The organism is Agrobacterium tumefaciens, from assembly GCF_005221325.1.
GTDB lineage: Bacteria > Pseudomonadota > Alphaproteobacteria > Rhizobiales > Rhizobiaceae > Agrobacterium.
The window spans coordinates 12033-35952 of sequence record NZ_CP039891.1 but is presented as its reverse complement, the minus strand read 5'-3'; the positions used below and the strand labels follow the sequence as shown (position 1 = coordinate 35952).

General features: G+C 58.5%; 23 protein-coding genes, 2 pseudogenes, 1 riboswitch and 1 other annotated feature. Of the genes and pseudogenes, 17 read left to right on the top strand and 8 right to left on the bottom strand.

Annotation, left to right across the window (positions count from 1 at the left end):
- Window positions 1–48: 48 nt before the first annotated feature.
- From nhaA to CFBP5499_RS30700, 5 genes are all read left to right on the top strand, one after another.
- Window positions 49–1242: a Na+/H+ antiporter NhaA gene (gene nhaA / locus CFBP5499_RS27820; RefSeq protein WP_080830987.1), complete on the top strand. Its 1194-nt coding sequence runs from the start codon at window positions 49–51 to the stop codon at window positions 1240–1242.
- A gap of 186 nt (window positions 1243–1428) precedes the next feature.
- Window positions 1429–1505: riboswitch (Fluoride riboswitch) on the top strand.
- A 152-nt stretch (window positions 1506–1657) separates the two neighbouring features.
- Entirely contained in the window at window positions 1658–3406 is a 1749-nt protein-coding gene (locus CFBP5499_RS27815) for a voltage-gated chloride channel family protein (protein WP_233284288.1), read from the top strand.
- Between the two features lie 13 nt (window positions 3407–3419).
- On the top strand, window positions 3420–3809 hold the full coding sequence (gene crcB, locus CFBP5499_RS27810) for a fluoride efflux transporter CrcB (protein ID WP_080831072.1): 390 nt from the start codon (window positions 3420–3422) through the stop codon (window positions 3807–3809).
- On the top strand, window positions 3799–4242 hold the full coding sequence (locus tag CFBP5499_RS27805; RefSeq protein ID WP_080830990.1) for an EamA family transporter: 444 nt from the start codon (window positions 3799–3801) through the stop codon (window positions 4240–4242). Before crcB ends, CFBP5499_RS27805 begins: the two co-directional genes overlap by 11 nt.
- A gap of 35 nt (window positions 4243–4277) precedes the next feature.
- Window positions 4278–4463 carry a hypothetical protein gene (locus tag CFBP5499_RS30700; protein WP_080830992.1) on the top strand — a complete coding sequence of 62 codons (186 nt, stop codon included), beginning with the start codon at window positions 4278–4280 and terminating at the stop codon, window positions 4461–4463.
- A 14-nt stretch (window positions 4464–4477) separates the two neighbouring features.
- Here the strand turns inward: CFBP5499_RS30700 and CFBP5499_RS27795 are convergent, their stop codons facing one another.
- Window positions 4478–4984 (bottom strand): DUF6428 family protein, encoded by a 507-nt coding sequence (locus tag CFBP5499_RS27795; RefSeq protein WP_080830993.1) that lies wholly within the window; start codon window positions 4982–4984, stop codon window positions 4478–4480.
- A 42-nt stretch (window positions 4985–5026) separates the two neighbouring features.
- On the opposite strand from CFBP5499_RS27795, the gene CFBP5499_RS27790 reads away from it, so the two are divergent.
- From CFBP5499_RS27790 to CFBP5499_RS27755, 9 genes and pseudogenes are all read left to right on the top strand, one after another.
- Window positions 5027–5383, top strand: a complete 357-nt coding sequence (locus CFBP5499_RS27790) for an ArsR/SmtB family transcription factor (RefSeq protein WP_080830995.1) — start codon at window positions 5027–5029, stop codon at window positions 5381–5383.
- Window positions 5380–5889: pseudogene (locus tag CFBP5499_RS30695) on the top strand (arsenate reductase ArsC); the annotation flags it as partial. The gene CFBP5499_RS27790 and the pseudogene CFBP5499_RS30695, both read left to right, overlap by 4 nt.
- Complete coding sequence (arsN2, locus tag CFBP5499_RS30690) at window positions 5863–6321, top strand: arsenic resistance N-acetyltransferase ArsN2 (protein WP_233284289.1); 459 nt, start codon at window positions 5863–5865, stop codon at window positions 6319–6321. The pseudogene CFBP5499_RS30695 and the gene arsN2, both read left to right, overlap by 27 nt.
- 5 nt (window positions 6322–6326) lie before the next feature.
- Window positions 6327–7400: an ACR3 family arsenite efflux transporter gene (arsB, locus tag CFBP5499_RS27780; protein WP_080830999.1), complete on the top strand. Its 1074-nt coding sequence runs from the start codon at window positions 6327–6329 to the stop codon at window positions 7398–7400.
- Entirely contained in the window at window positions 7397–7825 is a 429-nt protein-coding gene (arsC, locus tag CFBP5499_RS27775) for an arsenate reductase (glutaredoxin) (RefSeq protein ID WP_175416944.1), read from the top strand. The genes arsB and arsC overlap by 4 nt, the downstream gene beginning before the upstream one ends.
- Window positions 7800–8525 carry an arsenical resistance protein ArsH gene (gene arsH, locus CFBP5499_RS27770; RefSeq protein ID WP_175416943.1) on the top strand — a complete coding sequence of 242 codons (726 nt, stop codon included), beginning with the start codon at window positions 7800–7802 and terminating at the stop codon, window positions 8523–8525. Before arsC ends, arsH begins: the two co-directional genes overlap by 26 nt.
- Complete coding sequence (gene arsK / locus CFBP5499_RS27765; RefSeq protein WP_080831005.1) at window positions 8522–9742, top strand: arsenite efflux MFS transporter ArsK; 1221 nt, start codon at window positions 8522–8524, stop codon at window positions 9740–9742. Before arsH ends, arsK begins: the two co-directional genes overlap by 4 nt.
- A gap of 106 nt (window positions 9743–9848) precedes the next feature.
- Window positions 9849–9904, top strand: a sequence feature (sul1 is cis-regulatory element that is thought to sense ions involved in sulfur or methionine metabolism; They are found in Alphaproteobacteria).
- 71 nt (window positions 9905–9975) lie between these two features.
- Window positions 9976–11442 carry a SulP family inorganic anion transporter gene (locus CFBP5499_RS27760; RefSeq protein WP_080831007.1) on the top strand — a complete coding sequence of 489 codons (1467 nt, stop codon included), beginning with the start codon at window positions 9976–9978 and terminating at the stop codon, window positions 11440–11442.
- 23 nt (window positions 11443–11465) lie between these two features.
- Window positions 11466–12209: a sulfite exporter TauE/SafE family protein gene (locus CFBP5499_RS27755; RefSeq protein WP_080831074.1), complete on the top strand. Its 744-nt coding sequence runs from the start codon at window positions 11466–11468 to the stop codon at window positions 12207–12209.
- A 159-nt stretch (window positions 12210–12368) separates the two neighbouring features.
- On the opposite strand, the gene CFBP5499_RS27750 is transcribed toward CFBP5499_RS27755, so the two are convergent.
- A complete protein-coding gene (locus tag CFBP5499_RS27750) occupies window positions 12369–13133 on the bottom strand; it encodes a sulfurtransferase (RefSeq protein WP_158523335.1) in 765 nt (254 codons plus the stop codon).
- 164 nt (window positions 13134–13297) lie between these two features.
- On the opposite strand from CFBP5499_RS27750, the gene CFBP5499_RS27745 reads away from it, so the two are divergent.
- From CFBP5499_RS27745 to CFBP5499_RS27735, 3 genes are all read left to right on the top strand, one after another.
- Complete coding sequence (locus CFBP5499_RS27745; protein ID WP_080831076.1) at window positions 13298–13600, top strand: PadR family transcriptional regulator; 303 nt, start codon at window positions 13298–13300, stop codon at window positions 13598–13600.
- A complete protein-coding gene (chrA, locus tag CFBP5499_RS27740; protein WP_080831011.1) occupies window positions 13597–14814 on the top strand; it encodes a chromate efflux transporter in 1218 nt (405 codons plus the stop codon). Before CFBP5499_RS27745 ends, chrA begins: the two co-directional genes overlap by 4 nt.
- A gap of 573 nt (window positions 14815–15387) precedes the next feature.
- Window positions 15388–17328 (top strand): methyl-accepting chemotaxis protein, encoded by a 1941-nt coding sequence (locus CFBP5499_RS27735; protein WP_080831013.1) that lies wholly within the window; start codon window positions 15388–15390, stop codon window positions 17326–17328.
- Window positions 17329–17473: 145 nt separating this feature from the next.
- On the opposite strand, the pseudogene CFBP5499_RS30685 reads toward CFBP5499_RS27735, so the two are convergent.
- The 6 genes and pseudogenes from CFBP5499_RS30685 to CFBP5499_RS27705 all read right to left on the bottom strand — a co-directional run.
- Window positions 17474–17720: pseudogene (locus CFBP5499_RS30685) on the bottom strand (hypothetical protein); the annotation flags it as partial.
- Window positions 17721–17754: 34 nt separating this feature from the next.
- A complete protein-coding gene (locus CFBP5499_RS27725; protein ID WP_080831078.1) occupies window positions 17755–18837 on the bottom strand; it encodes an ABC transporter ATP-binding protein in 1083 nt (360 codons plus the stop codon).
- A gap of 13 nt (window positions 18838–18850) precedes the next feature.
- Window positions 18851–20767 (bottom strand): glycoside hydrolase family 127 protein, encoded by a 1917-nt coding sequence (locus tag CFBP5499_RS27720; protein WP_080831015.1) that lies wholly within the window; start codon window positions 20765–20767, stop codon window positions 18851–18853.
- 20 nt (window positions 20768–20787) lie between these two features.
- On the bottom strand, window positions 20788–21651 hold the full coding sequence (locus CFBP5499_RS27715; protein ID WP_080831017.1) for a carbohydrate ABC transporter permease: 864 nt from the start codon (window positions 21649–21651) through the stop codon (window positions 20788–20790).
- Window positions 21648–22565 (bottom strand): carbohydrate ABC transporter permease, encoded by a 918-nt coding sequence (locus CFBP5499_RS27710; RefSeq protein ID WP_080831079.1) that lies wholly within the window; start codon window positions 22563–22565, stop codon window positions 21648–21650. Before CFBP5499_RS27710 ends, CFBP5499_RS27715 begins: the two co-directional genes overlap by 4 nt.
- A 100-nt stretch (window positions 22566–22665) precedes the next feature.
- Window positions 22666–23901: an ABC transporter substrate-binding protein gene (locus CFBP5499_RS27705; protein WP_080831019.1), complete on the bottom strand. Its 1236-nt coding sequence runs from the start codon at window positions 23899–23901 to the stop codon at window positions 22666–22668.
- Window positions 23902–23920 lie beyond the last annotated feature (19 nt).

Below are 23920 nucleotides of genomic sequence, written 5' to 3'. Positions count from 1 at the left end.
CGAAATCGACGGAGACTTCGATCAACCTCTCACAAGGAGCGCGAACCCATGTCTTCGACATTTTCCAAGGGCCGCATTCATTCTACTCTTCGTCAATTCCTCGACAATGAAGCATCGGGTGGCATCATCTTGATGGCAGTTGCTGTTTTGGCCATCGCCACGGCCAACTCGCCACTGGCTGAGGGCTACTTCCATGTATTACACATCTACGTCGGCCCGCTGAGCGTCCAGCACTGGATCAATGACGCCTTGATGGCCGTCTTCTTCCTGCTCGTCGGCCTGGAGATCAAACGCGAGATGCTCGACGGACAGCTTTCGAGCTGGAGCCGGCGCGTCTTGCCAGGCGCGGCGGCTGCAGGAGGCATGCTGTTTCCGGCGCTGTTTTACCTCTACTTCAACTGGAGTGACCCGACAGCTATCCGTGGTTGGGCGATCCCGACCGCAACCGATATCGCCTTTGCTCTTGGGGTCCTTTCGCTTTTCGGCAATCGTGTTCCCGCATCGCTGAAGATATTTCTGGCGGCCCTGGCCATCATCGACGATCTCGGCGCTGTTGTGGTTATCGCTCTCTTCTATACTGCGGAACTGAACCTGCTCGCATTGGCGGGCGCGGGCATCGTCGTTGGAAATCTGATCATCTTCAACCGCATGGGTGTGAAATCTCTGTGGCCTTATCTTGTGCTTGGCGCGGTGCTGTGGGTGCTGGTTTTCGCATCAGGCGTACATGCCACCCTTGCTGGCGTCCTGCTGGCGCTGACGATACCGCTGAAGCTGACGCCCGGGGCGCCGGAAGCCACACATGATGAGTCACCTCTGCACAGGCTCGAACACCTGTTGCACAAGCCGGTCGCCTTCGCCATCGTGCCGATCTTTGGCTTTGCCAACGCAGGTGTTTCGTTTGCGGGTGTTTCGATGTCGGTCTTCGAAGAGCCGCTCACTATGGGCGTAGCGGCCGGTTTGTTACTCGGAAAGCTGGTCGGCGTTCTGGGAACGGTGGCAGTCCTTGTAAGACTGGGATTGGCCGATCTTCCTGCGAGCGCCAGTTGGGGTCAGATGACCGGCGTGGCCCTGCTGTGTGGAATCGGGTTTACGATGTCCCTTTTCATCGGCCTGCTGGCGTTCAGCGATCCAGTTGTCCAAGATCACGTCAAGATCGGGATCCTGATGGGGTCGCTTGTGTCCGGTCTTTTGGGTGCGGTCTTTCTGACTGTTTCGGGGCGTCGAGCGAGGCGTGCAGCCTGAGTGGCGATGGCTTTTCCGCGAACTTCTCCCGATTCCGCACGCATGCGGAACATCGCGCCAATGGATGCCAAGATAAACGGCACCCCTTCTCGAACTGCATTCAGGATGAAAAATGTGGCCAGGTGCCAAGCAATCCCGCTCTCCATGTGAGCGGGATTGACAGTGCTCATTTCGACTGAGTATTAAAGTTGCAACGGTAATGGATTCTGCCGGGCATTACGCCGAACCGCTTCCCTGGCGAAGCTGATGACTCCTACTCAACGCGCAACACGCGAAGGAGTAGAGTCGTGACCAGAATGTACCTGTCTTCCAAGATGAAATGTGAATCTGCGGGAGCGTCCAACTGATGGCGTCCTCGGCATTTTTTGGTCTTCGGTTTCAGCAAGTTCGCAGCCTTGCAAAATGGATCGTAATCGTGGTTCCGCTGGCTGTTGCCGTCGGCTCATTCGTCGCGCTGTTTCTCTGGAGCCTCGACCGGGCAACGGAGCTTCGCTTCGAGTTTCCCTGGCTGATCTATGGCATGCCGGTCGCAGGCTTTGCCATGGTCTGGGCATACCAGAAATTCGGCAAGTCGGCCGAAGGCGGCAACAACCTGATTGTCGACCAGATCCATGAGCCGGGTGGCGGTGTGCCTCTGCGCATGGCGCCCTTCATCCTTGTGACCACGGTGCTCACCCATTTGGTCGGCGGCTCGGCCGGTCGTGAGGGAACCGCGGTGCAGCTCGGCGGCAGTCTCGCCAGCGCCTTTGGCAAGACGTTCAAGCTGGCGCCTGGCGACGTACGCATTCTGCTGATGGCTGGCATTGCGGCAGGCTTCGGCGCTGTGTTTGGCACACCGATCGCCGGCGCGATTTTTGCGCTGGAGGTTCTGACCATCGGACGCATGCAGTACGAGGCCTTGTTGCCTGCCTTGCTTGCTGCCATCGTTGCCGACTGGACCTGCCATGCCTGGGGAATCGGCCACACCCAATATGCCATCGCCTATCTCGGCGGCGTCGGGGAAGCGGTGGGATTCCACCTTGATGCAGTCCTGCTGCTCAAGGTCGTCATTGCCGGCGTGGCTTTTGGCCTTGTCGCCCACTTCTTCGCCGAGCTTTCCCATCTGGCATCGTCTGCGTACAAGGCGATCCTGCCTTATGCGCCGCTGCGTCCGGTACTCGCCAGCGCCATATTGCTGGGCCTCGTCTACCTCCTCGGTACGCGGGAATATCTCGGTCTGGGTGTCTGGTCCCCCAATCCCGGCGACGCGACGATCCTTGGCTTCTTCCGTCCGGATCATGTCGATTACTGGAGCTGGGCCTGGAAGGGGCTATTCACCATCGTCACGTTAAGCGCCGGCTTCAAGGGCGGCGAGGTCACGCCGCTGTTTTTCATCGGCGCGGGTCTCGGTAGTGCCCTGGCTGGTATTCTTGGTGCTCCGGTCGATCTCTTCGCGGCCCTCGGTTTTGTCGCCGTCTTCGCCGGCGCAACCAATACGCCGCTGGCCTGCATGATCATGGGGATAGAGCTCTTTGGCGCGACCCACTCGGTCTACCTCGCCGTCGCCTGCTTCGTTGCCTATCTGTGCAGCGGCCATTCCAGCATCTACTTGTCTCAGCGCGTCGGCGTTCCAAAGACGGCCGCCGCCAACGACATCCCCTTCGACATTTCCGTCAGACACATGCGTGACATGCAGGCTCAGACCATCGGCGATCTCGTAGGCAAGGTCCGTCTCCGCTCGATCGCCACCACCGCAACGCTCACCGAAAGGCCCATCATCGTGACGCAACACAAACTGCATTCAACCGAAATCGGCATGGTTCGCATCTATATGAAGCCGCGTGAGAAGACGCCCGGCAAGGGCGGTTGGTTCGGATCGAAGCCGCTCTACCGGGAACTGGTCCTGCAGGCGAAGTCGGCCGGCATCATGAATGCCGTCGCTCACCATACGCATTTCGGATATTCCAACAGCGGCAAGCTTCAGGACGAGGGCTTCGAGATCCCCAATCCGGATCTGACCATGTCCGTCGAGATGATTGCGTCGCGCGAGCAACTTGAGGAATTCTGCAAGACCCATGGCGCGCTGCTGAAACACAAGGTGATCGTCTACAAGCACCTGGAACAATGGGACGTTGTCCATCACGATGTGGCGGCGGCAGAAGCCCTCAAAGTCACGACACCCTGAAGGAGGCGTGATCTTGGTCTATCTGATCGTTTTCCTTGGCGCGGGTATTGGTGGTGTTTTCCGGCACGCCGTCAACATGGGCGCCGCGCGCCTCTTAGGCTTTGGCTTTCCCTACGGCACACTCACCGTCAATGTCGTTGGCTCTATCGTCATGGGTCTGCTTACCGAGTATTTCGTGTTTCGCTCTGGCCTGCCGCAGGAGTTGCGCCTGTTCCTGACCACCGGGCTGCTCGGCGGGTTCACCACCTTCTCGACCTTTTCGCTGGATGCCGTGACCCTCTGGGAACGCGGGCAATGGGGCATTGCTGCTGGATACGTCGCCCTCTCGCTAGTTCTTTCCATGGCGGGACTTTTTGTCGGCCTCATGCTGATCCGGCTGACTGGGCAAGGACATGCCGCATGAAATCTTCCCCACAAGCTGGCCCTTTTGGGCGCTCCTTTCGGCTGGCTTTGCAGCCCTGACGGCGATCTTCGCCAAGATCGGGGTGGAGAATGTGAACTCTGACTTCGCCACCTTCATCCGCACCATCGTCATCCTGCTGGCCGCCGGCAGGATGGTCTATAGCACCGGCAATTGGCAGCAGCCGTCTTCGGTCTCGACCAGAAGCTGGCTGTTCCTCGTGCTTTCCGGCTTCGCCACGGGCGCGTCCTGGATTTGCTATTCTCGGGCATGGAAGCTTGGCGATGCGGCCCGCGTCGCGCCGATCGACAAGCTGTCCGTCGTGTTCGTGTCCATTTTCGCCGTGCTGTTTCTCGGCGAGCGCCTGACGCTCCCGAACTGGCTCGGTGTCGTAATGATCACGGGAGGAGCCGTGCTCGTCGCCTACAGGGCTTGAGACCGTCAAAAAACTTCAAGGGGGAGGAATGCACGATGTTGAAGGAAGAGTGCCTATGGCAAGAGTGGTACGCTTGGTACCCCGTCATTCCAATCGATGATCACGTGTTCTGGCTGGAGGTGGTCTGGCGACGACGAAACCCTCAAACCGGACGGTGGGAGTACCGGTCGTTCCGATCGGACTTCGACAAGCAGATCGAAGCAAGCCGACAAGAGATTTAACCAACACAGTCAATCTAAATGCAGCACGCTGCCCCGCAGCAAGTGGATTGAGCAGGCTCCGCAGCAAGCCAGCGATCACGCGGCTTGCAACTAGCCGCGCGCGGCGACAGTTCGACATGCAGTGCGCCATCGCGAAGCCTCGGTATGCCGGCGCAATAGAGCGACATTGGCCGCACACCGTCGCTGACCTCGAATGTCAGCTTGGCGGATCCGTCCAGCTTCAGATGCTCCGAGACCTTGCGGATGATTGCCGAAAACTTGCCGCCCGGCATGTGGGCCCGATCGTGCTCGTCGATGTCCCACAGCTGCACGAAAATCTCCGACCATGCTTCCGGGTTTGCACCGCAGTCGAGTGCGGAGAACTGTCCGGCCTTGACCTCCGTCACGTGGTAGCCCGCCTTTATCGGGTGCCCATCGTAGTGGAACACCAGAGGCAGGTCCTTGGCGCCAGCCAGTGTATCGAGAAGCAAACCAAGGCTGATATCTTCAGATGAGATTTTGCTGTTGTCGATCGCGTTCATTTGCGGTAATCCTCGTTTCAATGATTCAAGGATGATTGAAATATGGACCAACGTCAAGCGCTCGGTGCCTTCGCCGCTCTCTCTCAGGAGACCCGTTTGCAGATCGTCCGCATCCTCGTGGTTGCCGGACCCAACGGCATGGCAGCTGGAGCGTTGGCCGAGAAGGTCGAGGTCTCACCGTCGAACATCTCCTTCCATCTGAAGGAGCTCGAGCATTCCGGACTGATCGCCGCGCAACGACAATCCCGCTCGATCATCTACACCGCGAACTATGAAGCTCTGGGCGGACTGGTGCGCTTCCTGATGGAAGACTGCTGTTCAGGACATCCAGAAATCTGCGCGCCGGCCGCCGAAGTTGCCGCCTGCTGCGCTCCGACAGCCAAGGAGAACCTGCAATGACTGCCGACCGCGTTTATAATGTGCTCTTTCTCTGCACGGGCAATTCCGCACGCTCGATCCTGGCGGAATCCATCCTCAATGCCGAGGGGAAAGGCCGCTTCCGCGCCTTCTCGGCTGGCAGTCATCCGAAAGGACAGGTCCATCCCTGGGCGCTGAAAACATTGGACGCGCTCGGCTATCCCGCAACCGGGTTCAGCTCGAAAAGCTGGGACGTCTTTGCCGAGGCCGGTGCCCCGCAGATGGACTTCATCTTCACCGTCTGTGACAACGCGGCGGGCGAAGCCTGCCCGGTCTGGCTTGGCCATCCAATGACCGCCCATTGGGGTGTCGAGGACCCCGCTGCGGTAGAAGGTTCCGATATTGAGGTTGGCCGCGCCTTTGCCCTGGCGGCACGCTACCTCAAGAACCGCATTACCCTCTTCATCAACTTGCCGATCACCTCGATCGACAAGCTAGCGCTCGAAATGCAGCTCCGTCAGATCGGCGCGACCGAAGGCGCCACCTCGCTGGCGCTCCTTCCCATCTCCGGACATGAAGCTGATCTCCGCAGCGCACTCGCGGCGGCTGATCTTCCGACGGATGATCTCGATGAGGACGGCCGGACATTCTTCAGGATTGCCCGTGGCCTCGATACGGTGGGCTATGGCGGATATGAGCTCCATGGCGACAACGCGCTGCTGCGATCGGTGGTGATCACGCCCGCCAACCGTCACAAGGGCCTGGGCCGTCGTGCGACCGACCTCCTGCTGCGACGCGCTTATGCGGACGGCGCACGCACGGGCTATCTTCTGACCACGACCGCCGCTCCCTTCTTTGAAACCCTTGGCTTCAAGCCGATCGACCGTGCGGCAGCACCTGCCGCGATCCTTCAGACCCGCCAGGCGGCCAGCCTTTGCCCGGCCTCGGCAGCATTGCTTGCCAAGCCGCTGCAGGGATAACAACGATGTCCACATTTGAACGCTATCTCACGGTGTGGGTGTTTTTGTGCATCCTTGCGGGCATTGCCCTCGGCCACTTGATGCCGGATGTCTTCCAAGTGATCGGCGCGGCCGAAGTCGCCAAGGTCAACATTCCCGTCGCCGTGCTGATCTGGCTGATGATTATCCCGATGCTGGTCAAGATCGACTTTGCGGCCTTGAGCCAGGTCGGTCGTCATTGGCGCGGTATCGGTGTGACGCTCTTCATCAACTGGGCAGTCAAACCCTTCTCGATGGCGCTGCTCGGCTGGCTGTTCATCGGCTATCTGTTCCGGCCAATGTTGCCGGAGGTGCAGATCGATTCCTATATCGCCGGTCTGATCATCCTTGCCGCGGCACCCTGTACGGCGATGGTGTTCGTCTGGTCAAACCTGACCAAGGGCGAGCCCCTCTTCACGCTTTCGCAGGTTGCGCTGAATGACGCCATCATGGTGGTGGCATTCGCGCCCATCGTCGGCCTGCTGCTCGGCCTTTCCGCCATTACCGTGCCATGGGCGACGCTGGTGTTCTCGGTGGTGCTCTACATCATCCTGCCGGTGATAGCCGCCCAGATCCTGCGCCGCAGCCTGCTTGCTTCCGGATCATCGGCATCCCTTGACCGTCTGCTGAAAACACTTCAGCCACTGTCCTTAGTGGCGCTCCTTGCTACCCTAGTGCTGCTATTCGGCTTCCAGGGCGAACAGATCATCGCCCAGCCGACCATCATCGCCTTGCTGGCGGTGCCCATCCTGATCCAGGTCTACTTCAACTCCGGTCTTGCCTATCTGCTGAACCGGATATCGGGTGAGCAGCATTGCGTCGCCGGTCCTTCGGCCTTGATCGGCGCCTCGAACTTCTTCGAACTGGCGGTTGCCGCAGCAATCAGTCTGTTCGGCTTCAACTCGGGCGCGGCACTTGCAACCGTCGTCGGTGTCCTTATCGAGGTTCCAGTGATGCTGTCAGTCGTCTGGATCGTCAACCGCAGCAAGGGTTGGTACGAGCGCGGCGGCGCCGTGCAGGCAACCTCTCATTCCAAACCCGAAGCTATTGAAAGGGTCTGACCATGGACGCCACCATCTATCACAATCCGGATTGCGGCACGTCGCGCAACACGCTGGCGATGATCCGGAACGCCGGTATCGAACCCACCGTGATTGAGTACCTGAACAACCCGCCGTCGCGCGATCAGCTTGTGAAAATGATCACTGACGCCGGCCTGACCGTGCGCGAGGCGATCCGCGAGAAAGGAACGCCCTATGCGGAACTGGGCCTGAACGACACCTCCCTGACGGACGATCAGTTGCTCGACGCCATGCTGAAGGACCCGATCCTGATCAACCGGCCGTTCGTCATTACGCCGCTCGGCACAAGGCTTGCGCGTCCGTCCGAGGTGGTTCTGGAAATCCTGCCGGAAACGCATGAAGGCGCCTTCACGAAGGAGGATGGTGAACAGGTACTCGATGGCGAGGGCAAGCGCGTTGTCTGATCTGCCTGCTGCATCACAAGAACATCTTGAACTTCCCGATCTGGCTGCATTGCGCCCGGCATTCTCAACCCACAAGCCGCGCATCCTCATTCTGTACGGCTCCCTCCGGACAATCTCTTACAGCCGCTTTCTGGCGCTTGAGGCTGGCCGGTTGCTTGAGCACTTCGGCTGCGAGGTCCGGATCTTCAACCCGGAAGGTCTGCCTCTGCCTGACGCCGAGCCGGTGAGCCATCCGAAGGTGCAGGAACTGCGCGCGCTATCAGCCTGGTCAGAGGGTCAGGTCTGGGTCAGCCCGGAACGCCATGGCGCGATGACCGGGATCATGAAGGCGCAGATCGATTGGATTCCCCTGTCGGTCGGATCGGTCCGGCCGACGCAGGGCAAGGCTTTGGCGGTGATGCAAGTGTCTGGCGGATCTCAATCGTTCAATGCCATCAACCAGCTTCGTGTTCTCGGCCGCTGGATGCGGATGATCACGATACCCAACCAGTCATCGGTAGCAAAAGCCTTCCAGGAATTCGATGCCGACGGGCGGATGAAGCCATCCTCTTATTACGATCGCGTCGTCGATGTCTGCGAGGAACTGGTGAAGTTCACCTTGCTGACGCGGGATGCGTCCTCCTATCTCACCGATCGATACAGCGAACGAAAGGAAGAAGCGGAAAAGCTGGAACAGCGCGTGAGCCTGAAATCCATATGACCGAACGTCCGCCGATTGCCGCCATCCTCGCCCTCGGTCTTACACAAATCATCGGATACGGGACCCTCTACTACAGCTTCAGCATCCTCGCACCCGACATGGCACGCGATCTGGACTGGTCGACGGAATGGATCTTCGGGGCACTTTCGGCGGCACTTCTCTTGGGCGGACTGAGCGCGCCATGGCTGGGCAGGGCAATTGACCATTTTGGCGCGGGACGCGTGATGACGACTGGTTCCGCAATTGCCGCTGCTGCCCTCATTGCCTGCGCCTTCGCTCCCGGCAAGATTGCCTTTGTCGTTGCGTTGATCGTGATTGAGATCGCAGCAAACCTGGTGCAGTACGGCGCAGCCTTCGCGCTGCTTGTCCAGATCCAGCCACACACCGCCCAACGCAGCATCACCTATCTGACCTTGATCGCCGGATTTGCTTCAACGATCTTCTGGCCCATCACCACGGCGCTGCATGCCCACCTCTCCTGGCAGAACATCTACCTGCTGTTCGCCGGGCTGAATCTCCTGATCTGCCTGCCTCTCCATGCCTGGCTCTCCCATGGGCTTGCCAGGGGGCGCCGACAGGAACATAGCGGATCAGTACACATCGTGGAGGGTGTTCTCAGCCCGGAGGTCAGACGCCTTGGGTTCATTCTGATGGTCGCCGGTTTCTCGTTGCAGTCGCTCGTTAGCGCGGCAGTGTTGGTCCATATGGTGCCGCTGTTATCGGGCCTCGGCCTCGGCGCCACGGCCGCCATCGTCGGTACGCTCTTCGGCCCCTCCCAGGTGTTGAGCCGCTTCACGAATATGTTGCTCGGCGGCAATTTGCCGCCACTGGCTTTGGCGACGATCGCCGCCGCGCTGATTCCAGGTGGCGTCCTGATCTTGATCCTCACGGCGCCGTCTGTGATCGGAGCGATGGCGTTTGCCATCGTGTTCGGTCTGGGCAATGGCCTATTCAGCATCGTCACCGGCACTTTGCCGTTGATGCTGTTTGGCAGCGAGGGATACGGCAGGCTTCAGGGCAAGGTCATGGCCGCGAGGCTCATCGTCTCTGCGACCGCACCGTTCGCTCTGGCATTGGCCATGGCCAATATAGGCGCGACCTGGTCTCTTGCAATTACGACGGGGCTCGGCGCACTCGCGGTTCTGGCTTTCTTCACGATCGCCGGACTGGCAAATGTGCCTGCGAAACGACCCGAAGCTCTCGGACGGCAGGCCTAAGCTGTGGTCTGACCCAACGATTGAAGGACCGGTTGGATGTCATTGGTGGCTCCGCCGATTACATATTGCGCTGCAGAATAAATGCGGCCATAAACGCCGCACTCACCACGGACCCGGTGAAACTCCGGGTGGCTCTTCTGGCCGCCGATCCGCCAGACCACGCAAAACCTGCATGCCAATCAAACGCACCGCCCGCCAGAGCGCGTACGCCATGCTTTGCGAGAACTCATCACATGAACTTTTCTTCCATCCGTCGGGATTGGTCCGCCAATCCTATGCGCGAAATGCTCGCTGGAGCCGTCGCGACATTCGCGCTGATCCCCGAGGTCATTGCCTTTTCCTTCGTTGCCGGCGTTGATCCTCAGGTTGGCCTGTTTGCCTCTTTCGTTATCGGCATTGTCATCGCCTTCACCGGCGGCCGTCCCGCCATGATTTCCGCTGCTGCGGGATCCGTGGCACTGGTCGCGGCTCCCCTGGTTCACGCGCATGGGCTGCCTTACCTGTTTGCGGCTGGTTTGCTGGCGGGCGCTTTCCAGATCGTGTTTGGGCTTCTGCGGCTTGGCGTCCTCATGCGCTTTGTTTCGAAGTCCGTCCGCACAGGCTTCGTCAATGCGCTCGCGATCCTGATTTTCGCGGCACAGTTGCCCCACATCATCGGGGGAGATTGGCTCAACTACGGCATGCTGGCCGCGGGACTTGCGGTGATCTACCTTTTTCCCCGGGTCACCACGTCAATCCCATCGCCCCTGATCTGCATTTTGGTTCTGACAGTCGCTTCGATAGCCTTGCATCTCCCGGTCATGACGATCGCCGATCTGGGCAGGCTGCCTGACTCTCTTCCGATTTTCAGCTGGCCCGCTGTTCCAATGACGCTTGAGACCCTGACAATCATCGCCGGCCCAGCACTCGCTATCGCCATGGTCGGCCTGCTCGAATCCATGATGACCGCGAGCGTCGTCGATGATTTGACCGGCACGCCGAGTTCGAAGAACAGGGAGTGCACCGGCCTTGGCATCGCCAACACCGCCGCCAGTCTTTTCGGTGGGATCGCAGGCTGCGGCATGATCGGCCAGACCGTCAGCAACGTAAAATACGGCGGACGAGGCCGCCTTTCTACACTGTTTGCGGGGGCTTTCCTGCTGATCCTGATGGTTTTGCTCAAACCATGGGTGTCGCAAGTCCCGGTCGCCGCACTCGTGGCGATCATGGTGATGGTGTCGATCGACACGTTCGACTGGTCATCGCTGAAGACGATCGTTGTGCACCCCAAAATGTCGAGCGCCGTCATGGTCGCCACAGTTCTTGTCACGGTGTTCAGCGCGAACCTTGCTCTTGGCGTGACGATCGGCGTGCTGTTGAGCGGCGTGTTCTTCACCTTCAAGGTCGCTCGGCTGCTACGGGTCGAAGCGAAAAGGGATCCGGATACAGGGCGCTTGACCTATCGGGTATCCGGCCATGTATTCTTTGCATCCGCCGACGTGTTCATCGAGGCGTTTGACATTGAGGATGCCACCGGTTTTAACGTGCTTATCGACGTGTCGGATGCCCATTTCTGGGACATAACCGCCGTTGCAGCGCTCGACAAAGTCGTAAGCCGGTTCAAGAGCCATGACATTGCCGTCGATGTATCGGGTATGAATCAAGCGAGCTTGACTCTGATCGGCACCCTGGACGGCTCTAAGGCGTTGAAGGAAGTTTGAGCGTAACGGGAGCATTGGTAGAATTGGACTTTCAAGCGGTCTGGCTGGGCGTCGCGTTTCTGGTTATTGCTCTCGTCTACGCCGCGGTCGGACAGGCCGGAGCATCAGGATATATTGCAGCAATGGCATTGGTTGGTCTGGCGCCGCCAGTTATGAAGACGACCGCCCTTGCACTCAACCTGATGGTGGCGGCCATTGGCACGCTTCACTTTCTGAGGCGAGGCCGCCTTTCCTGGCGAAACGTCTATCCATTCGCCATTCTCGGCTTTCCCGGCTCGATGATCGGCGGTGCAGTCCATCTGCCGGAACGGATTTACTATCCGATCGTCGGGATCGTCCTCATCTTTTCTGCGCTTCAGATGGCAAGGTTAGCGTTTCAAGCGAATTCGGCGACAGTTGAGACACCTACAGCGCCGCCGTTTTGGGCTGCCCTGCTGACCGGGGCGATTATCGGTTTCGTTTCCGGGACCACCGGAACTGGCGGTGGAGTATTTCTCGCGCCGGTAATCCTGGCCATGAATTGGGGAACGGCCCACCAGACTGCCTCGACCACGGCGGTTTACAATCTTATGAACTCGGCCGCAGCTTTGCTTGGGGCATGCGCTTACTGGGACCAATTTCCGAAGTCCATGCCAATGTGGCTGATGGCGGTTGCAGCAGGAGGTTCGATCGGTGCCTTGGTTGGAAGCAGATACCTTTCAGACCGTTGGCTCAGGAGCATTCTTTCTGCTCTGTTACTGGCGTCGGGGCTCAAACTCCTCTTCTAGCTCGACCGGTAGCTGCTCATCTCAATTTCCACAAGCGTTCCATAAAATGCGAGATCGAAGATCACGTACAGCACGGAGCCGAACCAGTGGCCCTGCAATCAAAACTTCTCCGTGACGCGCAATCCATAATGAGTTCAAAGTGAGCCTCATTGGAAATGGCTAATTCGGGACCATGCTGATCACGCAGCTCTCATCTGCAGCCCAATCGGCAAAACTGAGATAGTAGGCATGCACATCCTCACGGCCCGCAACTACTGCCGCGAGGGCCGCCCGACCGCCGCCATTACAATGGCTGACGATCGGTAGATCATGGCTCAGACCGGCAGCATCCAACATGCTTTCGATCTCATGGGCGTCGCGCAGATGACGGCCATCCAAAAGAGAATCATGCGAAAGGTTCATTGCGCCGGGTAGATGCCCGCCTCGTGAATTGCCCTTCAGATCTTCACCGCGAAATTCAGCTCCCGCTCGCGCATCAAATACCTGGACGTTTTCCAGTTCATCTCTCAGAACCAATTTGTCCTTCAATCCCACGCGACCTGCGCCCGGACTAAGCTGAAGCGGGGTGGCGCCGCGGGGAGCCTGCATCGGCAAATGGTTTAGCGAAGGTAAGCCGCCATTGAGGACCGACACGGGCAGCCCAAAATACTGGAGAATGAACCAGACCCTGGATGCCTCCGTCATCCGTCCATCGTCCAGGACGACCGTCACAGCATCGTGTCCAACGCCGAGCGCCTCGATCTCACTCTGCCAAAAGACAAGATCGTCGAACCCGGTCTGGCTACGCTTCGCGACATCGATCCAGGCTTCGATCGGCACGCATATCAACCCGTCCGGTCTCTCATCACCGGCAGGTACGTACAGCAGTCGAAGCGGCGTCAGTTTTGGAAGGTCGACGGTGCTGATGAGCGGAGCATAGTCCATGGTCTTCTCCAATTGGCGGATCAAGCTGTTGCAGTCTCTGACAAGCGGCACGCGTAAGCTCTTCATTTTTGATCGACCGCGAACACAGATGTTGACCTCAAAACTAGAGGATGCTTTATCGGATATCGATAACGAAATCGGACGGTGCCTCCATGTCAACCCGTATGGACCATCATGATTTGCTCTCTGGCTTGGTTCGGCTGCATATCCTGCACCACGCAGCCCACCACCCCGTGTATGGGCAATGGATGATCGACGAGCTCGCACGTCATGGCTATCGGCTTTCACCGGGGACGCTCTATCCGATGCTGTCGAAGATGGAGCGGGATGGCTACCTCTTCAGCAGGACCGAGCGCGATGGGCGCACATCACGCAAATTCTACGTGATCACAGATCTTGGACGCGAAGGCCTGGCGGTTGCCAGGATCCAACTGAGAGAACTCAAGGGCGAGGCAGGAACAGAATGACAGACAGCACGAGCACGACCCAGATTCAAACGCCTGCCGGCACGCCCGCAGAAGTCTTTCGCACGTTCCTGAAGCTCGGCCTCACATCATTCGGTGGACCCATTGCCCATCTTGGATACTTCCGGGAAGAACTCGTGAACCGACGCGCTTGGCTTTCCGATCACGCCTATGCCGATCTGGTCGCCCTTTGCCAATTCTTGCCGGGTCCAGCATCCAGTCAGGTGGGTTTTGCGCTTGGGATGATGAGGGCGGGCTGGTTGGGCGCGCTCGCCGCGTTCACGGCCTTCACTTTACCATCGGCTTTGATCCTCATGGCATTTGCCATGTCTGCTGCAAGCATTTCGGGGCCGGTCGGCACGGGCGCGCTGCATGGCCTGAAGATCGTGGCGGTTGCCATCGTGGCGCAGGCCGTCTGGGGTATGGCAAGAAACCTTTGCCCCGACAAGGAGCGCGCGGTCATTGCTGTCGCGGCCGTGGCCATTCTGGCATTCATGCCCGGAGCCTTCGGTATGGTGGGGGCGATCCTGATTGGCGCAGTCGCGGGACTTCTGCTCGGTCGTGGCACTGGCACACCCGTGAGCGGACACGTCACAGTGCCAGTCACCCGACGAGGCGCTGTATCGGCACTCGTCGCATTTTTCGGACTGCTTGTGGTTCTGCCCCTGATTGCGAAATACGACCAGGCATTCGCTGTCGCTGATAGCTTCTACCGCGCCGGTTCACTCGTGTTCGGCGGAGGACATGTGGTCCTGCCTCTTCTCGAGACCGAAGTCGTGCAACCTGGCTGGGTATCCCCCGATGCGTTTCTCGCGGGCTATGGCGCCGCACAGGCGGTCCCTGGGCCGCTGTTCACCTTTGCGGCCTATCTCGGCGCTGTCCTCGGACCGTCGCCGAATGGCATAGTGGGTGCAGCCATCGCGCTGCTGTCCGTCTTCCTGCCCGGATTTCTGCTTCTCATCGGCGTACTGCCCTTTTGGGACCGGTTTCGTTCGATGGCGACAGCGCAGTCACTTATGCAAGGTGCAAACGCCGCGGTTGTCGGTATCCTCGGCGCTGCCCTCTATTCGCCAGTATTCACCAGCGCTATCGGCAACATGCGTGATTTCACGCTGGTCCTCTTGTGCTTTGTGCTTCTGATGTCGTGGAAGCTTCCGCCGTGGCTCGTTGTCGTTGTGGCTGCGGTTGGCGGCGTGGGTTTGGCGCTCATCAATTGAGTTTCCCGCCAGAAAGCGAAACCGGATCATTGATTGGAGTTGTCCCAGTCCATGTTCGAAATGCCGTCGCAAAAGAATTAGCATTTTGGGAGCCCAGCAAAAAAAGGGATCTCAGCACTCAACATCGCTGTCTTACGCAATTGATCCGCTAGCGACGATCCAACAGAATCGAGCGTTCGTTGGAATGACATGCGAGCCTGCCGCAGCGTGCGGGTTCTTACCCTTGATATTTTGCGAACCGACTGTACAGACACATCACCGGCCGGCAGGGCTTCGAGCATTGCGAGCTTTTTGCATTATGAATGTCTCGATAAAATAATCAGGTTTGGAGAGTTTATGATCGTTTCCGCGCGTCGCCGCGAGGGAGAGTCAATCCAACTTGTACAAATATACATGATTAAGAAATCGCATTAATATATTATAAATTGATAATTGCTTTAATTAAAACACACAAGAATTCAGTGATGCTGGCGCAATAATGCTGTGCGCAGTGACTGCATTTTGGAAAGTCTGCCCAGTAAATGATTTGCTTTCGGCGACGTAGGATCAAAACTAAAATCCTCGGAGTGGCACGTGAAGCATATTTCTATTATCGGAAAATTCCTCATCATCATGGCCGCATTTGGCCTATTCTCTCTGGGTATGGCATTCTATTCAGGGCAGCAGATCAAGAGGATTGACGCAAGCTACAACGAATTGCTGGGGAGTGAATCAAAAGCGGCACTTTACATGGCCCGCTCCAACCGTGCCCTGCAAGCATTTCGCGCCTCGGTCGCCGAACTGTTGTTGTCACGAACGCCGGAACACAACGCCACTGCCCAGAAGAACCTAAAAGACGCCGAAGCTAGTTTCGTCAAGTCCATGGACACGGCGATAGCATCGCTTCCGGAGAAATCTGAACTGCCCGTTATCAAGGCCGATGTGCTAAATGTCTTCAAGGATGTTTGCGGACCGACCATCGCCGCTGGCCTAGCAGCAACGAGCGATCAGGGTGTTGCCGCTTCACAGCAAGCCGCTCTCCAGTGTGAGCAGAGCTTCTCGACAATTTCGCTCCGTTTCACTGAGCTCACGAATGCTATTGTGGATTCTTCAGATAAACAAAGCAGTGACCTGACTAACGCTTCGCATCAAACCTTCGTCGTCACTTTGAGCGCGGTCGTTTTGGGTCTGCTCGCTGTACTGCTCCTCGGCTTCGTTGCAATCCGCGCCTGGCTGGTGAAGCCTATCCTGAATATGGTCAACACCATGGGTGTGCTTGCCAATGGCGACTTTACTGCCACCGTCGAGGGCACGGATCGTCGTGACGAAGTCGGTACAATGGCGAAAGCCGTGCAGATCTTCAAGGAGAACGGCTTGCGTGCATTGCAGCTTGAGCAAGAGGCAGCGTCTGGTCGCAGCGCCAGTGAAGCAGAACGTGCCCGCGTGGCCGAGGCTGATCGTCAACGCGCACAACAGATGGCACAGGCGACTTCCGGGCTTGGCGAAGGCTTGAAGCATCTCTCCAGCGGTGACCTGACCTACCGTCTGACCGAACCTTTCGCCAGTGACTTCGAAACGCTGCGGTCTGACTTCAACGCTGCCGTCAGCCAACTTGCCGGTAGCTTGCGGTCTGTTTCCCAGGCCACCGGTTCTATCGACAGTGGCGCGCGCGAAATAAGCCAGAGCGCTGAAGACCTTTCCAAGCGCACGGAACAGCAGGCAGCATCTCTGGAAGAAACCGCTGCAGCATTGGATCAGATCACCACCAATGTCGCGAACTCTTCCCAGCGCACGCAGGAAGCCCGCCATGTGGCAATCGAAGCCAACAAATCGGCAAGCCGCTCTGGCGAGGTTGTATCTAATGCCGTTATCGCGATGCAGCGCATCGAACACTCTTCCAATCAGATTTCTAACATCATTGGTGTGATCGACGAAATTGCGTTTCAGACCAATTTGCTTGCCCTGAATGCAGGCGTGGAAGCAGCGCGTGCCGGTGAAGCAGGTAAGGGCTTTGCGGTTGTAGCGCAGGAGGTCCGTGAACTCGCGCAACGGTCTGCACAGGCAGCCAAGGAGATCAAGGAACTGATCCGCAACTCCAGCGAAGAGGTTAGCACCGGTGTGAAACTGGTTCAGGAGACCGGTCTGGCGTTGAAGGTGATCGAAGAGCAGGTCGTCACCATCAACACCCAGCTGGATGCCATCGCGACCTCCGCCAAGGAGCAGTCGGTTGGTTTGCATGAGGTCAATACTGCGGTGAACCAGATGGACCAGGTGACTCAGCAGAATGCAGCGATGGTAGAGGAATCCACGGCAGCCAGCGCAAACCTTGCAAGCGAAGTACAGAGACTGAGGGAGATCATTTCAGGCTTCCGCGTCGGCTCGGAAGGATTTGTCGCACCGGGCAGACCGGTCGCTGCAAAGGCTGAACACAGGCCTCTGGCATCGCCAGCGCGCCGCATGGTGGCCAAGCTTTCGGGTGCTATCGGTTTTGCCGGCAGCGCCGCTGCATCAGCTGAAAGCTGGGAAGAGTTTTGATTTAAATCCCCAGCCTTTAAAGGGAAACACGCGGGGCCGGCTTCAACCGGTCCCGCTTCTCTCCCTTCGTCCGGCACTCTAGCAACCATCCTTTGAAGTGATGGGGTGAATGCCCCATCCGGCAGGCACACTGCGCGCATCGCCTTGGACCCCAACCCGAGCCGATCCTCTTCTTTCATTGCTATAAATGTCGACCGCGGCATCAGGTGTTCGTCAATCGGCCGCAAAGATCGGCTGCCCTCGACCCAAATGTCCGCAGATCTACGCCGGCCGCGCAAAGCCGCGAGCGTTGCGATCTCCTAGAGACGGCGATCAGGTTTCTCCCTTTCGAAGAAGTGCCGCCGGTCAGTTTGGCTGAGGTAGGTAAGAGGCACGCGCTTGGGGAGCGCCCGAATTCACCAGTTCAGACAGTCGACGATTCAAAAATCAACGGAGACGCCTCCCGTCGTTGTCAAAAAGGAAACTGCGCGCGGCCGGAAAATTGAGCCTCAAACGGTCGCCGTTTGCAGGCTGCACGTCGTTCTTGCTTTCGATTGTGACAGCCTGCCCTCCAGACAGCCGACAATAAACGTAGCAGGTACCGCCAAGATATTCAGTGAATTCCACAACGGCGGGCAGGCCGGCGGGGTCGTCCGACGCGATGAGAATGTGCTCGGGACGAATGCCGAAGGTCACAGGCGCATTCTCGCCGGGAGATCTTATTAAATCTGGCGCGGGCACCGGCGTCTCGCCGACCCAGACGGCACCTTGCGACCATGTCCCTTCGATGAGGTTCATGCGTGGCGAACCTATGAAGCCGGCGACAAACGTATTTTCAGGATCCTGATAGACCTGCCGGGGCGAACCCACTTGTTCGATCCGACCATCACGCAGGATGACAATACGATCGGCAAGCGTCATGGCCTCGGTCTGATCGTGGGTTACATAGATCATCGTATTGCCGAGTTCGCGGTGAAGACGGGCAATTTCGATGCGCATCGAGACCCTCAGCTCCGCATCGAGATTGGACAAAGGCTCGTCGAACAGGAAGACGTCGGGCTTGCGCACGATCGCCCGACCGATCGCGACACGCTGGCGTTGACCTCCGGACAGCTGGCCTGGCCGCCGGTCCAGCAGGGGCTCGATCTTGAGAATAGCGGCGGCGTGTTCCACGCGGCGGACAATTTCCGCAGCGTCGGTTCGCGACATTTTCAATCCAAAGGCCAGATTGTCCCTAACCGTCATGTGTGGGTATAGGGCATAGGACTGGAAGACCATGGCGATGCCACGCTCCGATGGGTCGAGGTCGGTGACATCGCGCCCCTTGATCGCAACCTCGCCATCTGTCACTTCCTCCAGACCTGCGATCATGCGCAGGAGCGTCGATTTCCCGCATCCGGAAGGGCCGACAAAGACGACGAATTCGCCTTCGCCAATTGTCAGGTCGATGCCGTGGATGACCGCAAGGCTGCCATAGCTCTTGCGCACATCCGTCAGGGTCAGGCTGGTGGGCCACGTTCCGTTCATCATGTGATCCATCCGCCTATTTTTCTGCCTGAAGCCAGACGAGCATGCTTCCGGGCGCACGATTGTCCCACAGATGATAGGGCACGAGACGTAAGTCGGCTGAGCTGCGCTGCGCCGGCGCGGAGCGATAGAGCGAGCTACCCCAGGAGGTTGTGCCCTCCCGCTCCACGGCGAGGTTGACGGCGACCGCACCGTTCAGGTCCGCCAATATCTCGGTTCTTGCCTCTGGCAGGTCCTTCGGAACGACGATTGCGTTAAGATCGCCACCATTGTCGACTTCCTCCGCACAATAGACCAATGGCCCGCGCATCAGCGCCACCCGGCCGACATCTTGCCGCACCTTGGGATTGGCATATTGTGGTCGCAACGCCAGCGGCAGGAGCAGGGACACCTGGTCCCCGTCGGCCCAGTCCCGCGCAATACGGGCATAACCGTCGACCGTGATCTCAGACAGATCCAGCCTCTCGCCATTGACGCTGAGCGTGGCGCCTTCAGCCCAATGCGGAATGCGTAACGACAGGACGAAGTGCGCGGGCACCGCGAGTGCGGCGTTGAATGCGATACTACCATCCCACGGGTAATTGGTGGTCTGCTGCAGCGACACATCGGCGCCATTGACGAGCGTGCAGCGAAGGGTGCTCTCGCCGTAAAGATGCACCGCTACCTCGTCATCGGCCACGGCATACATGTAGGAACCGATAGAGGTGACAAGCCGTGCGATATTCGGCGGGCAGCAGGGGCAATGGTGCCACTTCCAGCGATGATGCCGGCCGGTCGATTCCAGCGGGTTGTCGTAGAAGAACGTCTTGCCGTCGATAGACAGACCGGGCAAGGCACCATTGTAGAGCGCCTGCTCCATGATGTCGGCATAGCGGCGATCCGGCCCGCGGCCCAGCATGCGGTTCGCCCAGAAGACCAGCCCGACCGACGCACAGGTTTCGGCATAGGCCGTATCGTTCGGCAGGTCGTAATAGTCCGTAAAGCCCTCATTGGAGGCGGCCGGGCCGATGCCGCCTGTGATGTACATCTGCTTGCAGACGACATCGTCCCAGAGCCCTTCCAGCGCGTCCGTCAGGCTGTCGTCCCTGTACTCGGTCGCAAGATCGGCCATGGCGGAATACATGTACATGGCACGCACCGCGTGGCCCACCACCTTCTTCTGATCGCGAACGGGCAGATGGGCCTGGCCGTATTCGTAACTCTTCTGGATATAGTCCTTGAGATCACGTCCGTCGCGTTCAGCCTCTGCCGTGAAGAAGTGCGGCTCGGTTCCGCGCTCGTCGATAAAGAACTTCGACAGATCAAGGTATTTTTTCTCTCCGGTCACGCGGGCAAGTTTGACCAGCGCCAACTCGATTTCCTGATGGCCGTCATAGCCCGGAATTTGTCCCGGCTCATGGCCGAAGACCTGGATCATGTAATCGGCATAGCGACACATGATATCGAGCAGCTTGGGCTTGCCCGTGGCCTGAAAATACGCGACTGCCGCCTCGATCAAATGGCCGGCACAGTAAAGTTCGTGATGATCGCGCAGGTTCTTCCAGCGCCGTTCGGGCTGAACACGCTGGAACCAGGCGTTCAGATAACCGTCCTTGTCCTGTAGCTTCTCATAGAGATCGATAATCGCATCCGCTCTCGCTTCCAGACGTGCGTTCGGCTTGCGGTAAAGCGAATAGGCGATTGTTTCAATCGACTTGCCGAGATCGGAATCCCAGAACATCTGCGTCGTGCCGCCCCAATCGAGGATGGGGATGACGATGCCGGGGCTTGGCTGGTCGACGTCTATGGCCTGGATCATGCCGGCTGCCACGCAGCGGTCGAGCAGCGTCTCGGCAGTAGAATCACAGACGGCATCCTGCCATTTGCCCCAGAATCCCGAGACTTCGACATCCGGAACGGCGACGGGGCGAAACTGACGGTCTTTACGGGTCATGTTCAGTGGCTCACTTTCTTTTATTTCACCGCGCCGGCCATGAGACCGCGCATGTAGTAGCGTTGAAGAAGAAGGAAGACGAAGAGGCAGGGCACGACCATGACGGTCACGCCGGCCTGAACCGCGCCCCAATTGATGGCACCGAGCCGCCCGGCCCGCACCGCCGTCATGAGGACCGGGAGCGTGTAGTTTTCATTGCTGGAAAGCAGCACCAGCGCTGCGAGGAACTCGTTCCAGGCATTGAGGAATGCAAAGATCGACACTGTCGCCACACCTGGCATGACAAGCGGCATCAGGACACGGACGAGCAGTTTCATGTCGCGAGCGCCGTCGATGCGGGCCGCCTCCTCGATTTCCTTCGGCACAGCGTCAAAGGCGTTGCGCATCATGAAGACCGAAAACGGTAGCTGCAGCGTCACATAAATCAGCACCAGCCCAAACAGCGAATTGTTCAGGCCGAGCTTCGCCAGAATGATGAAGAGCGGCGTCAGGATCGACTGAAACGGAATCATCAGCGTGGCAATGATAAGCACAAAGAGCGTATTCTTCAGCGGGAAGCGATAGCGCGAAAAGCCGTAGCCGGCGAGCACGCTGACCGCTACGGTCAGGACGACTGTGCCCAGCGACACGATGAGCGAATTGACCGTGTGCTGCCATATGCCGGAGCCGAATCCGTCCAGCGCCCGGTAAGCGTCGATGCTGAAACCGGAGGTCGGCCAAGGTGGCAGCGGTGGCTGACCGTTTTCCTTGTTTGAACGGAAAGAAGCCAGAAAGCTGACGAAAAACGGCGCGAGGAAGAAGAAGGCCGTTCCGATACCAACACCGTGATAGGCGATACGATTCCAGAGCGCTTTTCTGGCGCGCAGTTGCAAACGTGTTGTCATGGCCGATCGTCTCCCACCTTGAGCAGCCAGAGCTGCACGATGCTAATGGCGACAAGGATGGCGAGAAGCGCAATGGAAAGCGCCGCTCCATAGCCGAGATTGAAGGACACAAATGACTGGTTGAAGATGTAATAGACGACGGAGATCATCCGGTTCTGCGGCCCGCCGGAGGTCATGATGTAGAACTGGTCGAAGGCTAGGATCGAGCCGGTGATCGACAGGATCAGCGCAAGTGCCAATGTTCGGCGCATCAGCGGCAGCGTCAGATAGCGGAAGCGCTGCCAGCGACTCGCTCCGTCGATGCGCGCTGCTTCCGTCAACTCGACCGGGATCGCCTGCAGGCCTGTCAGAAGGATGATCATCGTGAAGCCTGCCACCTTCCAGACGACCATCACGATGACGGTAAGGAAAGCCAGATCAAAGCTTGCAAGCAGATTCACTCGGCTGGAAGTCGAACCGAGCGCCTGAAAAAGCGGCGCAAACAGTCCGCTGTCGACATTCGCAAGCCAGACCCACAAGAGGGAAGCCGAGGCAAGGCCGACAACCACGGGCAGGAAGATGATGGTTCTGTAAGCCGAGACAAACGGTCTCTGCTTCTCCACGAAGAAGGCGAGAGGAAAGGCTATGGCAAAAATAGCAACTGTGACGATCAGCGTGTAGAATGCTGTAAACTGAAGAGCCGTGAGGAATCGCATGTCGCTGAACATGCGCGTGTAGTTGCGCAGCCCGATCCAGCTCGGCTGGCCAAGCAGTGGCCAACGGTGAAAGCTCATCCAGAGTGTGAAAAGTACCGGAATGACAAAGAAGACTGTGACAAGCACCATGGCAGGCGCAATGTAGAGCAGGCCTGAAAGGCCGGATCTGTTTCGCTTCCGGTGCCGCGCACAGGGCGGCCTTGATGCTTCGCTGGGCATCGTCATGTTACGTTTGCTCTCTTTTGCAGGGGGCCGAGGAGGAGCCTTACGGCTCCTCCCGTGGTTCGGGCGGGAGGACGCCCCGTCCCGCTCGGCGCCTTTACTGCGCCGCGTCGATGATGGATTGTATTTCCGCCTGTGCATCAGCGAAGGCGCCGTCGACGTCGCCACCGTAGATCGCGGCGTTGATAAATGTCGCCCAGGGGCCGTTCGACGAATTGATGATCTCGTTGAACTGCAGCGTATAGGGCGTTTTTGCAATGGCGACCGCCTTCATGGCGACACCGAGACGCGGATCAAGGCCGGCGAGCACTTCATCGGCGATATCCGATCGCGTCGGCAGGCTGCCATACTTGGCCATGATCGTCTGGCCCTCGAGGGAATACGTGTATTCCAGAAAGGTTTTGATCTTGTCCAATCGTGGCGTGCCCTTGGTGACGGCGAAATTGTCGCCGCCGGCGAAGGAAGACGGATTGCCGTCAACGCCTGGGATCAGCGTCACGCCGAAATCGATCTCGGGATGCTGAGTGACAAGCGTCCCGATGGCAAAGGCGCCGAGACTTTGCTGACCGATCTTTCCGTTGGTAATCGACAGGAAGTTGACGCCGTTGTCGCTGGCAGAGCCCGCCGGAACCGTGTCCTTGGCGACAAGATTTCGGTATATGTCGATCGCCTTGTGCATCTGCGGTGTGTCGAGCGTCGCCGTCTTGCCGTCCTGCGACAGAATGTCCGCGCCGGCGCCCCAGACGAGCGGTGTGAAAGTGAAGATCATGCAACCGCCGCAGCCGCCGCCCGAAAAATAGAAGCCGTAGGTGTCGCCGCCAAGCGCGCGAATCTTTTCCGCATTGGCGGTGATTTCATCCCAGGTCGTCGGCGCCTTCTCGGGATCAAGTCCGGCTTTTTTGTAAAGGTCCTTGTTCCAGGCAAATATCGAGGTCTCGACGGACAGCGGTAAGCCGAAAATCTTGTCTTCATAGGTGCCGAGCTTCACGTGAGCCGGCGCAAGCGCGTTGAAATAGGGGAGCGACTTTGCCCAATCGGTCATGTCCTCCAACTGGCCGGCTGCGGCAAAGGCCGGCGTGTATATCAAGTCGAGGGAAAGCGCATCAGGCGCCTGTCCGCCGGCAATAGCCGTTGCATATTTCTGAACCAGTTCTGCAAAAGGCACCTCGGTCAACTCGACCGTATCGCCGCCCTTCGCATTATAGGCCTTGACCACCTCCTTGAAGGAATCTCCGATACCGGAGCGAACCCACATGGAAATGGTTTCCGCCGACGCAGTCGACAACATCGCGGCCGAAAACAGGCAGGTCGCGGACAACAGTTTCTTGAGCATGACTTTCCTCCTCATTTAG